General features: G+C 45.6%; 12 protein-coding genes. 5 read left to right on the forward strand and 7 right to left on the reverse strand.

Annotated elements, in window-relative coordinates:
• Positions 1-73: 73 nt before the first annotated feature.
• Positions 74-985 carry a LysR family transcriptional regulator gene (locus H9L11_RS17220; protein WP_054700560.1) on the forward strand — a complete coding sequence of 304 codons (912 nt, stop codon included), beginning with the start codon at positions 74-76 and terminating at the stop codon, positions 983-985.
• 208 nt (positions 986-1,193) lie between these two features.
• Here H9L11_RS17220 and H9L11_RS17225 read toward each other — a convergent pair whose 3' ends face one another.
• The 3 genes from H9L11_RS17225 to murQ all read right to left on the reverse strand — a co-directional run bounded on the left by H9L11_RS17225 (position 1,194) and on the right by murQ (position 4,783).
• Complete coding sequence (locus H9L11_RS17225; protein WP_025768709.1) at positions 1,194-2,249, reverse strand: porin; 1,056 nt, start codon at positions 2,247-2,249, stop codon at positions 1,194-1,196.
• A 148-nt stretch (positions 2,250-2,397) separates the two neighbouring features.
• Positions 2,398-3,852 carry a PTS N-acetylmuramic acid transporter subunit IIBC gene (gene murP, locus H9L11_RS17230; RefSeq protein WP_205391310.1) on the reverse strand — a complete coding sequence of 485 codons (1,455 nt, stop codon included), beginning with the start codon at positions 3,850-3,852 and terminating at the stop codon, positions 2,398-2,400.
• A gap of 28 nt (positions 3,853-3,880) precedes the next feature.
• On the reverse strand, positions 3,881-4,783 hold the full coding sequence (murQ, locus tag H9L11_RS17235; protein ID WP_005374524.1) for an N-acetylmuramic acid 6-phosphate etherase: 903 nt from the start codon (positions 4,781-4,783) through the stop codon (positions 3,881-3,883).
• A gap of 242 nt (positions 4,784-5,025) precedes the next feature.
• On the opposite strand from murQ, the gene H9L11_RS17240 reads away from it, so the two are divergent.
• Positions 5,026-5,877: an SIS domain-containing protein gene (locus tag H9L11_RS17240; RefSeq protein WP_205391311.1), complete on the forward strand. Its 852-nt coding sequence runs from the start codon at positions 5,026-5,028 to the stop codon at positions 5,875-5,877.
• 19 nt (positions 5,878-5,896) lie between these two features.
• On the opposite strand, the gene mpaA is transcribed toward H9L11_RS17240, so the two are convergent.
• Positions 5,897-6,607 carry a murein tripeptide amidase MpaA gene (gene mpaA / locus H9L11_RS17245; protein ID WP_033907251.1) on the reverse strand — a complete coding sequence of 237 codons (711 nt, stop codon included), beginning with the start codon at positions 6,605-6,607 and terminating at the stop codon, positions 5,897-5,899.
• Positions 6,608-6,748: 141 nt separating this feature from the next.
• Here mpaA and H9L11_RS17250 point away from each other — a divergent pair, with 141 nt between their 5' ends.
• Positions 6,749-8,374: an ABC transporter substrate-binding protein gene (locus H9L11_RS17250; protein WP_005383575.1), complete on the forward strand. Its 1,626-nt coding sequence runs from the start codon at positions 6,749-6,751 to the stop codon at positions 8,372-8,374.
• A 63-nt stretch (positions 8,375-8,437) separates the two neighbouring features.
• Here the strand turns inward: H9L11_RS17250 and H9L11_RS17255 are convergent, their stop codons facing one another.
• Positions 8,438-9,022 carry a flavodoxin family protein gene (locus H9L11_RS17255; RefSeq protein ID WP_205391312.1) on the reverse strand — a complete coding sequence of 195 codons (585 nt, stop codon included), beginning with the start codon at positions 9,020-9,022 and terminating at the stop codon, positions 8,438-8,440.
• Between the two features lie 231 nt (positions 9,023-9,253).
• On the opposite strand from H9L11_RS17255, the gene H9L11_RS17260 reads away from it, so the two are divergent.
• Together H9L11_RS17260 and H9L11_RS17265 are read left to right on the forward strand one after the other, a co-directional pair.
• Positions 9,254-9,592, forward strand: coding sequence for a hypothetical protein (locus H9L11_RS17260; RefSeq protein ID WP_033907254.1), 339 nt, complete (start codon positions 9,254-9,256; stop codon positions 9,590-9,592).
• Between the two features lie 357 nt (positions 9,593-9,949).
• Positions 9,950-11,154 (forward strand): IS3 family transposase gene (locus H9L11_RS17265; protein WP_104975737.1). Its coding sequence is split into 2 segments (ribosomal slippage): positions 9,950-10,301 and positions 10,301-11,154, totalling 1,206 coding nucleotides; the frame shifts between segments, so codons are not numbered across the junction.
• 33 nt (positions 11,155-11,187) lie between these two features.
• On the opposite strand, the gene H9L11_RS17270 is transcribed toward H9L11_RS17265, so the two are convergent.
• Together H9L11_RS17270 and H9L11_RS17275 are read right to left on the reverse strand one after the other, a co-directional pair.
• Positions 11,188-11,781 carry a mechanosensitive ion channel family protein gene (locus H9L11_RS17270; RefSeq protein WP_033906604.1) on the reverse strand — a complete coding sequence of 198 codons (594 nt, stop codon included), beginning with the start codon at positions 11,779-11,781 and terminating at the stop codon, positions 11,188-11,190.
• A gap of 493 nt (positions 11,782-12,274) precedes the next feature.
• A complete protein-coding gene (locus H9L11_RS17275) occupies positions 12,275-14,389 on the reverse strand; it encodes a type I secretion system permease/ATPase (protein ID WP_005374556.1) in 2,115 nt (704 codons plus the stop codon).
• Between the last annotated feature and the right edge of the window lie 14 nt (positions 14,390-14,403).

Here is a 14,403-nt window from a genome sequence, read left to right on the forward strand (position 1 = left end):
ATTTAGGTTGTACAGAGTTTAGAGGCTTTCTATTATTTCCAGTAGTTTGATTTTAGAGATTCAGAATTACTGTATGGAAATAAAATGGCTCAGCTACGTACCACTTTACGTCGCTTTGTGCGAGGAGCGAAGTATTGCTGGCGCAGCAAAGCGCCTGAATTGTTCGAATGCGCATGTAAGTCGGCAACTTAAACAGCTTGAAGACATATTGTCGGTGCAGCTTATTCAGCGAACTACGCGCCAGTTTAATTTGACCTACGATGGTTTGCGGTTTTATCAGCAGGTAAAGCAACTGCTCGAAGGCGCTGAGCAGATCAATGAGCAAGTCATGGCAAACGAGATCGTATCGGGAAAATTGAGAATAGCGGCGTCCGCTTCTTTCGGAGCTGCGTTACTCAGCCAAACATTGATCGAGTTTCGATTGCAACATCCACAAGTGAGTGTTGAAGTGATCTTCACAGAGACACCTCTCGACTTGATTGAGGCTGGGTTTGATATCGCATTCTACTTTACCGATACTCCCCCAGAGGGATACGTCGGCCATCAGCTACGCACTTTACACTGTAAACCGATCGCTCATCGCTCGTATTTAGCTGATAAACCAAATGTAAGTACGCCAGAGGAGCTTGGTGACTTAGAGCACATCCTTTATAAAAGTCGTGACTTGGTGTTAGACAAGTGGACGTTTACGCATAAGCAAACTCAACAGCAGTGCAGCATTGAGTTAGAAAGTACGCTGAGTTTTAATCTTGTCCAGTCCATGTTGGATGCTACTTTGGCTGGCTGTGGTGTAGCCATGTTAGATGAATTTGCATTGGCTAAACTCGAACCTGCACAAAAAGAACAACTCGTGAGTTTGCTTCCAGAATGGCAAACGGATGCGATTTTGCCGCTTTATCTGCTTTACCCAAAACGTGAGCACTTACCAAGAAGAACGCGAGCGTTCATTGATCACTTTAGGAACATATATTCTGTCGGCGAATAGCGACAACAAACTCAGCAACAATTGTGGAAGCAAAGGAATGCGAAAACACTGTCACCAGCTTCCCTGATGCAGGCGTGTTTGTTAAAACAGGTAACGAAGAAAACATATGGCGAGGGTGAGCTTCTTGAAATCAGCATTAAAGGCAATAACTACTGACCGGACACAGAAGAAGCTCATGGATTCAGCTAACTTACATTAAGTATCGTGCTTACAGCTCGTAACGCAGACCTAAGTGGTAGTAGCTTTCGTCTGCGTGTGCACCGCCAAACGAGACTTCTTGTCCATTGCTGTAGCCACGCGAGCCGTTACGATCAACGTAGTTTGTGTAGATAGAAGAACGAGGCGTCAGTTTGTATTGCACTTCTAGCGTTGTATCTTTCAGCTCTAGCTCGTCACCATCACTGTTTTCTAAAGAACGATAACCAGCACGCAGTACCCATTTGTCATTTACACTGTAAACCGCCGTTAGTTCCATCACTTTGTCGGTACTGGTTTGTGAGTAATAGCCCTCTAGTTCATCTTCCGAGTACAACGCACCCAACATCAAATCACCTAGGTAGTAACGCGTACCTGCGCCCCAGAATGTGTAATCGGTGTCGTTGCTTTCACGTGCATCACCTTTATTCTTCTGCATCGCTATCACTGGTGCCAAGGTACCCAAATTCCCCATGTCTAGCGTATAACGCAGTGCAGCGTTGTAACCGTAGTCGAGCTCAGAAGTGTTGTTTCCTAAAATGTACGCGACAGAAAAATCGACATTACCTAGGCTGTTTTGGTATTGCAGCGTGCCATCTTGACGGAAAACTTGCGTTGCGGTTTTGTCGACTTTATTCGCTTGGCGCGCCATAGAAACATCGGAAGAGGCGAACACATCACCAATGTCGGTAAACATAATCAACCCAGATGCCACGCGACCACCAGTAATGCGACCATAATCTTTCGCATCAATACCCGCCCATACATAACGTGCGGTCAGAGACGGTTTGTCGTTTACTTGGTTTGCGTATTCAGCGGCACCCACTTGGTATTGCGCTTGGCCGATGATCGACGCGTACTCGTTGATGGTTTGTGAACCGTTTAAACCAATACGGCCATCAAACTCGCCATTTGCATCGCCGTGCTCATCATTTTTACTGGTGACATTGAAACCAAGACGAGAGTAAATATTTAAAACTGACCCATCTTCCGCTTGATACAGCTGCGCTGCCATTGCGTTTGATGCCATCAATGTTGGGAGAAGTAGAGTCAAAATGTGCTTTTTCATGATTAACGACCTTTCATTTCTATTGTTTTAGGTACGACAAAGCCCCTTCCGAGTAACGGAATAAGAAAAATTGTCGTGAAGTAGAGAGAGGGTGCGCCCTTGTTTGCCAAGGGCGCGAGCTAGTCCATTCCTATAGGGGAAGAATGATTTAGCTTAAATCGACGTCTTTGCAGCCAAAGAAGTAAGTCGCGAGGAAGCCGACGATGTAAGAGATAAGCAGGCCAGCAACAAACACCATCATGCCCGGGAAGATGCCATTTTCTGATGTCATGAGAGGAATTGCCACGATACCGGACGGGCCAAACACCGTATTAAGACCAACTGGTAAGCCAAGGTAAGAAACTAAACCGATAAAGAAGCCGCCCGCAGCACCACCAATACAAGCTGTAACGAATGGTTTTACGCGTGGTAATGTCACGCCGTAAATCAATGGTTCGCCAATGCCTAGAAGACCCGGAATAATAGCGCCTTTAACTTGAGTGCGCAGTAGAGCGTCTTTTTTGGCTTTGAAATACAGCGCCATTGACGCGCCAACCTGACCGCCACCAGCCATCGCCAGGATAGGGAATAGCAAGTTAAAGCCCTGTGTTTCCATCAATGCGAAGTACACGGGAACAAAACCCTGGTGGATGCCAAATACCACAGAAATTAAGAACAAACCTGCCAAGATTGCAGCGCCTAATGGGTTATCGTTCAAGTTGAGGAACAACCAAGACATCCCTTTAAACAGCTCGCCGCCGATTGGCATGATGATCAAGAAGGTTACCGCGCCCATGATCAACAGAGTGATAACGGACGTTAAGATCATGTCCAGATCATCTGGCATGTATTGACGAACCTTACGCTCGACTTGCGCACCGATGATCGCCGCCAAAAGTACGCCGATAATGTTGCCGCGCGGATCAATCGCAAAGCCGAAAAACTCGTTCATGCCAGAGTAAATGCCGGATGTAGCCTCTGGGTTGTAACCCAGCACAAACAAAGAGGCGAGAATGGCACCATTAACACCAGAGCCGCCAAACGCTTGCTGCGCGTTGTAACCAATCAGAATACTTAAGAAAGCAAACAGACCCTTACCAAAGACTTTCATGTAGGCAATCAAATCCAACATAAACTGGCTTGGTGTCTGGTCGAGAACAAACATCTGTTCCAATAACGTCGCAAAACCTAGCAACAAACCAGCGGCAATAAAGCCAGGGATCAACGGCGTAAAGATGGTGGCAAACTTGCTTAAAAAACGCTGAACTGCACTGGTTTGTTTGCTCTTCATCTGTTTTTTCTGCTCGGCCGCGACGGCAGAAAGATCTTGTTGCGGCATATCTGGTTCTTCACTGTCACCAGAGGTTAAGCTGTCGATCAGTTGATTCATCATCTCAGCCGCTTGTTGAGCTTTTCCAGGACCGAGAATGATCTGAAACTGCTCATCGCTTTCCACCACACCCATTACGCCGGGAATTTGCTTGATAACTGATTGATCAGCCAAGCCATTGTTGGCGAGCGATAAACGCAAACGCGTCATACAGTTACCACATTTGCTTACGTTGCTACTGCCACCCACTGCGGACAGCAACTGCGATACTGTGTTTGAAGTTATTTTTGCCATAGGGTCTATCCTTCAGAACTCGGATTATTTAATTATTATTTAGTGCTGCGCGAATAAAGCCGTTGTGCGCGGCGAGGCGTGATTTGGCTTGTTCGGCATCCAAATCGGCCAAAATCATTAAGATGGCGGTTTTGCAGTGGCGACCACAGGCATTTAATGCTCGCTCTGCTTCTTCTTTTGATGCGTCGGTTGCTTCCACAACAATGTTGGTTTGGCGTAGGATGAGCTTGGCGTTAGTGGCTTCTACATCCACCATTAAGTTGCCAAATACCTTACCGCTACGAATCATTGCGCCTGTCGTGAGCATGTTTAGCACCAGTTTTTGTGCGGTGCCGGCTTTCATGCGAGAAGATCCAGTGACAACCTCTGCGCCAACTATCGGCAGAATCGCGATGTCGGCCGCTTCTGCCATGGTACATTCTGGATTACAAGCGATAGATGCGGTCGTGGCTCCGATGGATTTAGCGTACTCCAAACCACCTAGCACATAAGGTGTACGGCCACTTGCAGCGATGCCTACAACCACGTCATTCTTGGAGAGGTGAAGTGCTTTTAAGTCGTCTTGGCCCATTTTCGCGTTGTCTTCTGCGTTTTCTACCGCTTTTAAAATCGCTTGATGTCCACCAGCAATTAAGCCAATCACCATATCTGGGTGCGTGCCGTAGGTAGGAGGACACTCGCTCGCATCAAGAATGCCTAAGCGACCTGACGTACCAGCTCCCATGTAAATTAAACGGCCACCATTTGCAAAAGCTTGGGTAATTGCGTCAACTGTCTCTGCAATTTGTGGTAGCACCGCTTTTACCGCGAGCGGGACTTTTTGATCCTCTTCATTAATGACTTGCAGCATCTCGATGGTCGAAAGCGTATCGATCTCGGCACTGGCTGGGTTACGGCTTTCTGTCACCAATCTGCTTAAATCAATTTTCATGTTTTGCACTCTTCGTAATGTTCAATCTGAGGGCGATTTTATGGAATAAAATATTCAGGTTTGGTGATAAAAATCACACTTGAGGTTATTCTTTATGCAGGAGAAATTTGGAATAATGAGAGAAAATATACGTCTATTACATCCGGGATTAACTGTCTTGGTTAGAATAATCAGGGGGTTAAATCAAACGCCTATTATTTCTGTTTTGGAATAATTTATTTAAAATTTTTGAGGTTTTTGTTGTGTCAGTTATCAATAGGATAGTCGCGAGGCGTACTCAGCTTTCGCAAAGCGGTCGTTTGGTTGGCGATTGGATTGTTGAAAACGCAGAAAAGGCGGCGCTGCTCACCAGCCAAGAACTTGCGGCGCAAGTAAAAGTGAGTCAATCGAGCATTGTGAAATTTACTCAGCGTATCGGCTTTAAAGGTTACAGCGAGTTTACGTTAGCTCTGAATGAAGAGATTGGCCGTAAGCATGCGATGGGGTCGACACCGTTGCACAGTGATATTTTGGCAGATGATCCCATCGCGGTTATTTCACAGAAACTGGTGAAAGCAAAAACAGATGCTATGTTTCAAACCACCAATACGCTGTCTTACGAAGCGTGTCACCAAGCGGTGAAATGGTTGAGTGAAGCGCGTCGAGTGCAAGTGGTCGGGATTGGGGGCTCTGCACTGACCGCGAAGGATTTAAGCTTTAAACTGCTTAAACTTGGTATTACGGCGCTTTCTGAACAAGACAGCCACGTGCAGATTGCTGTTGCCCGCACGCTCTCTCCAGAAGATGTTCAGATCGCAATCTCGTTTTCGGGTGAGCGCAAAGAAATTCTCGTCGCGGCAGAAGCGGCAAAAGAGCAGGGCGCGAAGGTGATTGCGTTATCTGCGCCTGGAAGAAGTCGCTTGCGCGGTATTGCCGATATTACGTTTGATACGATTGCCAATGAAACGGAACATCGCAGCTCATCCATTGCTTCGCGTACCGCGCAAAACGTGATCACCGATTTGCTGTTTATCATCTTGGTTCAGCAAAGAGACGACAGTGCCCGTCAGTTGATCAGCGATATCAGTACCGACATCAAACAGATCCTCACATGATCGCTTGTTTAACAGCGGACTAGAGATCCGGATCGTGCCTCAGCAAAGCAATAAAAGCAGAGAGATGTTTTTCAATGGTGAGATCGGCAGAAATCGCTGGTAACTCCAACGTGATGCAAGGTAAATCACGTTCACTACACCAAGTGCCGAATGAGCCGGGTGTTTCGTAGTCGATATCGTCAACGATTGGCAGTTGGAACTGTTCGCCGAGCCATTTGGCAAGGTCGGAATGTTTGGGATCATCCACAAAAGCAAGCGGTTCATGAAACGACACCACAAACTTTGGCTTGCGCAGTTCAATCAAGTTAATTAATGCGCTAACTTCAGGCTCTAGTTGGTTTTTAGTGCCAGTTTTCACCTGTACGTCTCGAACGGGTGTGTGAGAGCTCCATCGATACACTGTGCCATGCTCAGTCCAATTTTGGGTTGGAAACGCGCGATTGAGATCCACTTGGTTTGCATTTGCGCGTGTGCCTAGTTGGTTGCCGTCAGGATTCATTGACAGAATCACATCATGTCGTAAGTTTTCAGCAGGCAAGCTTCTTAGCGCGCAGGACAAACCTGCAATCGAGGCCGTCTCGTCCCCGTGAGTGCCTGCCAAAATCAAACCTCGCGAAGCACTTTCGACTTGAGCCGGAAAATACAGTAATGGCGCACCAAGCACGGATTGACCGTATGATGTTGGCCGAATTAAAAATGCCGCTCTTTCCGTTCTTGGAATTAGACTCACCGTAATCTCCTGATTGATGAAGTAGTATCAATATCTAAGCTAATTACACCTAGCTAAACTGAACCGTTTAAACTCGTCAACGGTTGAAATGTTAATTGTGGCACTTGCTTCACAAGACGCGTTAGGAGAACGAAAAACGATATGGATTTTAAAAAACATTCAACGGCGTTGCTGATTTCCTCTTTATTCACCCCTTTTCTTGCTACATCAGTTGCTGCGGAGACCTTACCTAAAGACATTCAACTTGCCGCAGAACAGCATTTAGTACGTGCGAATGACGCAGAGGCGGCGACGCTTGACCCAGCGAAAGCCGAAGGTCTGCCAGAAATGCATGTGATTCGTGACTTATTTGAAGGGCTTGTGATTCAAGATCGTGACGGAAACATTATTCCCGGTGTGGCAGAATCATGGGAAACCAACGACAACCAAACCTTTACTTTTCACTTGCGCAAAGACGCGAAATGGTCGAATGGCGAGCCTGTGACAGCGGATGATTTTGTCTATTCACTGCGCCGAGCGGTGGACCCGAAGACCGCTTCTCCAAATGTTTGGTATCTCAAACTCACCAAGATCAAAAACATCGCCGATGTAGCAGAGGGCAAAAAGCCTTTGGACGATCTCGGTATCAAGGCAGTGGATAAATACACCCTACGTTTTGAGTTGGACAGTCAAGTGCCGTACTTTGTTGCTATGACTGGGCACACGTCCATGATGCCAGTGCATCAAGCGACAGTGGAAAACCGCGACAAGCCGTGGAGCGATCCAGACCAATTTGTTAGCAACGGTGCATTCACATTGGATAAGTGGGTCGTGAATGAGCGTATTGAACTGGTTAAGAGTCCAAGTTACTGGGACAGCGCAGATACGCATCTAAACAGAGTGACTTACATTCCGTTTGAAAACCAAAACGCGTCGATCAATCGTTATGCGGCAGGAGAGTTGGATATCACGTCCGATGTGCCGACTCATATGGCGCAGAAGCTTAAACAAGATTACAAGCAGGCTTACACGGTGGTGCCATTACTGTGCACGTATTACTACGCGTTCAATACCACTCGTCCGCCATTTGATGATGCGCGAGTGCGTCAAGCGGTGTCGTACTCCATCATGCGTGATGTGATTACGAATGGTGTCACGCAAGTGGGCAACCTTCCTGCGTATACCTTTGCGCATCAGTACACTGCCGGTTTTGATGCGACGCCCCCTGAGTATAGTAAGTGGAGTCAGCAACAACGTGACGAGAAAGCGCGTCAGTTGTTAAAAGAAGCGGGTTACAGCAAAGACAAGCCGCTCGATTTTAAATTGCTGTACAACACCAGTGAGGCAAACAAATCGATCGCGGTTGCGATAGCGTCGATGCTACAAAAAAATCTCGGTGCAAACGTGGAGTTAGAAAACCAAGAGTGGAAGTCGTACTTAGTGGCGCGTAAACAAGGCAATTTCGATGTGATGCGTGCTTCCTGGTGCGGTGATTACAATGAAGCGTCTACTTTCCTGAGCTTACTTCGCTCAGGTTCTTCGGGTAACTTTGCACGTTACAGCAATGCAGCGTACGACAATGCGATGAACAGTGCATTGGCTGCAACCGATGAGAAAGCGCGCCAAGGATTTTACGACCAAGCTGAACGGTTGCTGGCGGCAGATATGCCCATTGCGCCAATCTATTATTACATGCAAGCGCGTTTGGTTCGTCCAACCGTGGGTGGCTTTGCAAAAAACAACGTAGAAGGGCGCATTTACTCGAAAGATCTCTACATCAAGAAGTAGCGCTCAAAACAAGCGATAAATACGAAGCCCCGAAGATGTGTCTTACGGGGCTTCTTTTTATTGTTAGCGAGCGGAGAGCTTGTCCACTAGCATTGCGATTCGTTTGCCAAGATACTCCGCCGTTGCAACATCAGAGGCATGCAACTGACCACCTTCACCACCTTGTGCAACAATATCACCTTGTACACCATAACGATTCAGGTTTTGCTCCCCAGAATTGCTGATCTTATCCAACCCGATCCACATCATGCCGTGTTGGTTAGCGAGCGTTTGTAGATATTGTAATGTGCAAGATTGGTCGCCATTCATTGCTCCACCACTGGTAAAGCCAGCCGCGATTTTGCCCGCCCATTTTTGGTAATACCAAGATTCACTGCTTGCATCGGCAAATGCTTTAAACTGCGCTGCTACACCGCCCATATAGGTCGGTGAGCCAAAGATAATCGCATCACACTCAGCAAGTTCATCCATTAGTTTAGGGTTCACAAAACGTCCCTCAATAATCTCACTGCCTTCAATTCGGTGAGAGAGGATTTCACATTCATCTTGCTGCTTAATGCCTTGTTGTTCAACGCCTGTGGCAATCGCGCGAGCAAGCTGACCAGTAACGTCGGTTTTAGAGAAATAAATAATCGCAATTTTGGACACAATGGTTCCTTTTTTCATTGTTGATTTTTAATCGTGCGACTAAGGCTAAAACCTCAAGCTAAGTTGAGGTCAAGAAGAGATTTGAGATAGATAAAGTACGAATTGGTATCTAAAGAGCTTTCTTATAGGGTAAGTCGACGGCATAACTACAGTGAATGCAATGACGATGAATGTCGTTTATAAAAGCGTTAAAGGAAGATCTTAAAGATGTAGAAAACTCTCTTGGAAACAATGATAAAGGTACTGATGCTAGTGATGATTAATAGGCGGAAAAATAGATTAAAATATGTAAACTCAGACCTGATCCAAGGCGGGAAAAGTACATTTCATCGTTTCTTAAGGCGAGGGATTATTATCATTATGGTAGGAGGCCTTTCTACAGCCTCTTCCACGGTATTTGCACACTTTATAGCGGGGGTGTTTGATGTGGATATGAATGTTCATCCAGAGAGCTTAGAAGAAAAAGTGCATGCACTACTTTTTGTTTCGTTCAGTCTTGTTTTTTACCTCTTTTATGCCCTTATCTCGCTAAATATTAGTGGGTGGCTCATAATGAAGCTAAAAATATAAGCCTAACTAAAACCATGTCCTTGTATTTTAAGGAAGATGGAACTAGTGACGATTTTTTCTTTGCTTGCACCATCTCTATTTTTTGTATTTATTTAAGGTTCGTAAAGAAGAAGCTTACTTTGGTTAAAGTGGCGCTTTTGGTTTCGGCGGTGTGTCATGTGTTTATCATGAAAGAATACAGCGGTGACCTTTCAGTTTATGCGTTTTGTCTCTTCACTGTTGTTCTCCATTAACTTTGGGTTATTTGTGACTACCAAGTGATATTAAAAAGCCGATGTAGATACATCGGCTTTTTAGTGGGTTATGTGCCGTCCTAAATAAGGTTGACACTTTCTACCCCCAAAATTGGAGAGTGTTATGAAATCAACAACTAAAAGAACTCAGCGCGATTACTCCCTCGCTTTTAAACTCACTGTAGTTGATGAGGTTGAAAAAGGAAGCCTCACTTACAAACAAGCCCAAGAGAAGTATGGCATCCAAGGTTGCTCTACGGTTTTGGTTTGGCTTCGTAAGCATGGTCGACTAGATTGGTCTAAAGGGACACCTAACTTTATGTCCAAAGGAGACTCTATGGCCGAGTTCAATTTACCTCCTACACCAGAGCAACGTATTAAAGAGCTTGAGAAGCAGCTCGAAGATGCTCAACTCAAAGCCGACTTCTTTGAAGCTGTCGTGAACGTTATGGAACGTGACTATGGTGTTAGAGTGACAAAAAAGCACAAAGAAGCGTTGTCCAAGAGAAAACCATAGTAGGTTTGAGCGTTACGAAGTTTTGTCAGTTAGTACAAATCTCTCGCCAAGCTTATTATAAGCAATGCCAAACTCAATCTCGTTGTGAACATCATGAGCATGCTGTCATTGGCTTTGTCCGTGAAGTCAGGCTGAAGCAGCCACGCATTGGCACGCGTAAACTGAAGTTCTTAGCAGCAACAAAGGGCATTCAAATAGGTCGCGATAAGCTCTTTGAACTTCTCAGAAAGCATCGGCTGTTAGTGAGAGCAAGACGAGCCTATCACCGAACGACTGACAGCCGTCATCGATTTTTCTGTCACCCAAACAAAGTGAAAGATGGGCTGACACCAACGAAGCCAGAACAACTGTGGGTTGCTGATATTACTTACTTGCCAACTCAAAATGGAGAGAGTTATCTCAGCTTGGTTACAGACGCTTATTCAAGGAAGATTGTTGGTTTTTATGTGGATGACAACATGAAAACTCAATCAGTTAAGCGGGCATTTATCTCAGCTCTCAGGCAACGGCAGAGTGAAGAAAAGCTAATACACCACTCAGATAGAGGCTCACAATACTGTTCGAAGGAATATCAAGATATCCATAAGAAACATAGAGTGACTTGCTCAATGACAGACGGGTATGACTGTTATCAGAATGCTTTAGCTGAGCGTGTAAATGGGATACTCAAAATGGAGCTCTTGCTGAAGAAACCGAAAGATCTGAAAGAAGCAAGGACGATGGTAGCAGAGTCCGTAGATATCTATAATCAAATGAGGCCTCATACGGCTTTAAAATACAAAACGCCCGATGAAGTACATCGAGCGTTTTAGTTAAAAAGTGTCAACCCATATCAGGACGGGTCATTATTTCTTTCTGCGAGTATAAATTCGAGATTTGGCTTTACTTGGCTCTGGCTTGTTTTTCGCCAGCTTTAGTACCGCTTTTTGCAAAATCTGGTTGTTTGGGTAAGTGATCAAGTTTCCGTTGTCGTGCTTAATTAACACGTGAAACATACTGATTTCTTGAATCTCACCGCAGATGTCTTCATCTTTGTCTACGACTTTAATTCGGTCACCCACTCGGTACGGGAAGACAAAAAAGATCAAAAAGCTGGCAGTGATGTTGCTCAGAATTGACCACTGCGCAATAAACGCCACACCTAATACGGCAAAAATGGACGATAGGAACAAAGACACATCGCCATAGCCAATACCTGTGATAATGGCAAAAATAGAGGCGGTCAAAAATAGCAGCGCGACATTGAAACAGCGCTGAATAAAACTCAAACGAGCCTTTTTTACACCTTTCGCTGTTGCCAAATTTAGGATGGCTCTATTTACAATCCTCTTCAGGATGCGATACGCGATCAGGACAAAAATGCCCATCAATAGTTTGTAACCGAGGGAGCCCGTAGTGAAATACTGGCTCACTTGCTCTAATTGGATCCAATCATTCATTTCTTCATCTCGACGATATCTAGAAAGCGGCTTTTATAGCTGATTTTTTGCTGTAAGTAATCACAATTTTTCTTTACACCATTTGTCTCTGTGTTGAGGTTCCACAGAGTGCTATATAAGTTAATCAAAGACTTAGTGAGTATTACAAACTCTTTGGCTTTATTACTTATATTCAACCAAAGCTGACGTGATTTTGAAAAGAGCAATCTTTGAGCTGTATCCCATATCCGACATTCTATGACGCTAGTTCCTTATAAACGAGCTGAATATGACTTTTGTCCTGATAACCTAAGGTGTATTAATTGAAATAGCTTTTAGGGCGTTGAAAAATGGAAGAAGATGAAAAGGCGATTATGATTTTATTCGTGATTGTTGGCCTTGTACTCGTTTGGGTCGCGCTTGAAGAACTTAATTATCTCGGGCTCCCAATAAAATAAGCCCCGTTAAACACAAGTTAAACGGGGCCCTTGTTTTTTATCAATGTGAATTCAGGCTAGCTAACCGCACGCACTTTGCCTTGTTTCAAATCGTTCAGCACTTGCGCTTTAGGGCCATCTGCGATGATGCTGCCTTTCTCCATCACAATTACGCGATCAACGATGTCGAGCATAGACGTTTTATGCGTAATCAGAATCAGCGTTTCACTAGGTTTCAACTGTGCTAATTGATGTTTAATGTGCATCTCTGAGCGATTATCCATCGCACTGGTTGGTTCATCCATGAGTAGAACAGGAGGACGACCCAAAAATGCACGAGCGATCGTGACTGCTTGACGTTGACCACCCGAAAGCATTGCACCGCCTTCACCAACTTGGCGTTCTAAGCCCGCTGGGTCAGATTGCGTAAACGCAGTAACACCGGCACGATTCGCTGCGTCTAGTACGTCACGGTCATCGGTTAATGGGCGACCTAGCGTAATGTTGTCGCGGATAGAACCAAAGAACAGATTCGAATCTTGCGGCACACAACCAATATTACGGCGAATGTCGACATGATGCAGTTGTGCGATGTCGGTATCATCAATGCGAACATGACCTTCCGTCGGCTGATACAAGCCCATGATGAGACGCTCTAACGTGGTTTTACCCGAACCGATACGGCCTATGATCGCTACTTTTTCGCCTGGGTTAATGGTCAAGCTCAAATCTCGAATCGACGCCACCGGTGAATCTGGGTAGTGGAAGGTCACGCGTTCAAGTTCAATTTTGCCTTGTACTATTGGACGGTGAATGTAACGTTTACCTTCTTCTTGTTCATCCGGCATTTCCATGACTTGATTGATAATTGTCATAGAAGACTTCGCTTGGTTGTAGCGCGTAGAGAGTAAGGATAACTGAACCAAAGGACCAATCGCGCGGCCGCTAAGCATGGTTGCGGCAATCAAACCACCCATGGTTAAGTCGCCCTCTGCAATCAAGTAAACGCCTAGGATGATCATCCCTACGTTACTACTTTGCTGCACAAAACCTGCTGCGTTTTGAATGCTATCCGTAATTCGGCGGCTTTTTATATTCCAGTTCGCCATGTGCGCAACTGCCTCTTCCCAGCGGTATTGGAATTGGCTTTGCGCACTGAGCATTTTTACGGTTTCTAACCCAGCCAAGCTCTCTATCAAATTGGCATATTTTTGCGATGCTAGGCGTGAACCCTCCTCAATGGAGCGGCGCAGCGGCCCTTGTATCAGTAGCGAGTGAATAATCAAAATGACCACGCCCACCATCGGTACATACACAAGATCGCCAGCCATTAGCCATATAATCACTAAGAACAAAATGGCAAAAGGCAAATCAATGAGAGCACTGACGGTCGCTGAAGTAAAAAACTCTCGAATAGATTCGAATTCTTGTAAATGGCGAGCGAAGGCACCGACCGAAGGCGGCTTCGATTCCATTCTAATCCCCATCACTTTGCTGAACAGTTTGGATGAAATCAGAATGTCAGACTTCTTGCCCGCCACATCAATGAAGTAATTTCTCAGCGACTTGAGAATGAAGTCGAACAGGAACACGACAAAGATGCCGCTTGCTAGTACCCATAGGGTTTCAAACGCAAGATTCGGAACCACTTTGTCGTACACCAAGCGAGTGAATAGCGGAGCGGCAACCGCAAAGAGGTTGATGAGAAGTGATGCGATTAAAACATCACGGTAGATGCGTTTTGACTGCCACAAGGTTGACCAGAACCAGTGGCCTTCGTTGGTTTTGAGCACTTCGGGAGAACGCTCATCGAAACGGAATTGCTTTTTAACTAAAAAGTACCGACCAGTGTATTGCTCAAGTAGGTCTTCTAATGGAATAGAGATCGGCACCATTCCACTTTCTAGGGTGGTGACTTCGGCCTCGCGTTTCTCCATATTGATGCTGTTGAGAACGCAAGAGTCACCGCCTTTAAGAACTAAGATTGCCGGCAGAATTAGGCTAGAGATGCTCTCCAGCTCTGCGCGGTTTTCCTTGGCAACCAATCCGGCCCTTTCCGCTGCTCTTGGTAGCAAAAATGGGGTCAGTTTACCGTCAGATAGCGGTAGTCCGTTGACTAGCGCTTCTGGCGAGTTAGCTAACCCATAGTAACGGCTAACGTAGATGAGCGAATTCAGTAAAGGGTCTTTCATCGTTGATAAACCTT

It is taken from the genome of Vibrio sp. sp1, from assembly GCF_016920955.1.
GTDB classification, from domain to species: domain Bacteria; phylum Pseudomonadota; class Gammaproteobacteria; order Enterobacterales; family Vibrionaceae; genus Vibrio; species Vibrio alginolyticus.

Coding starts and splice junctions, on each gene's coding strand:
- H9L11_RS17220 (WP_054700560.1), top strand. CDS start 74: ATGGAAATAAAATGGCTCAGCTACGTACCACTTTACGTCGCTTTGTGC.
- H9L11_RS17225 (WP_025768709.1), bottom strand. CDS start 2,249: ATGAAAAAGCACATTTTGACTCTACTTCTCCCAACATTGATGGCATCA.
- murP (WP_205391310.1), bottom strand. CDS start 3,852: ATGGCAAAAATAACTTCAAACACAGTATCGCAGTTGCTGTCCGCAGTG.
- murQ (WP_005374524.1), bottom strand. CDS start 4,783: ATGAAAATTGATTTAAGCAGATTGGTGACAGAAAGCCGTAACCCAGCC.
- H9L11_RS17250 (WP_005383575.1), top strand. CDS start 6,749: ATGGATTTTAAAAAACATTCAACGGCGTTGCTGATTTCCTCTTTATTC.
- H9L11_RS17260 (WP_033907254.1), top strand. CDS start 9,254: ATGATAAAGGTACTGATGCTAGTGATGATTAATAGGCGGAAAAATAGA.
- H9L11_RS17270 (WP_033906604.1), bottom strand. CDS start 11,781: ATGAATGATTGGATCCAATTAGAGCAAGTGAGCCAGTATTTCACTACG.
- H9L11_RS17275 (WP_005374556.1), bottom strand. CDS start 14,389: ATGAAAGACCCTTTACTGAATTCGCTCATCTACGTTAGCCGTTACTAT.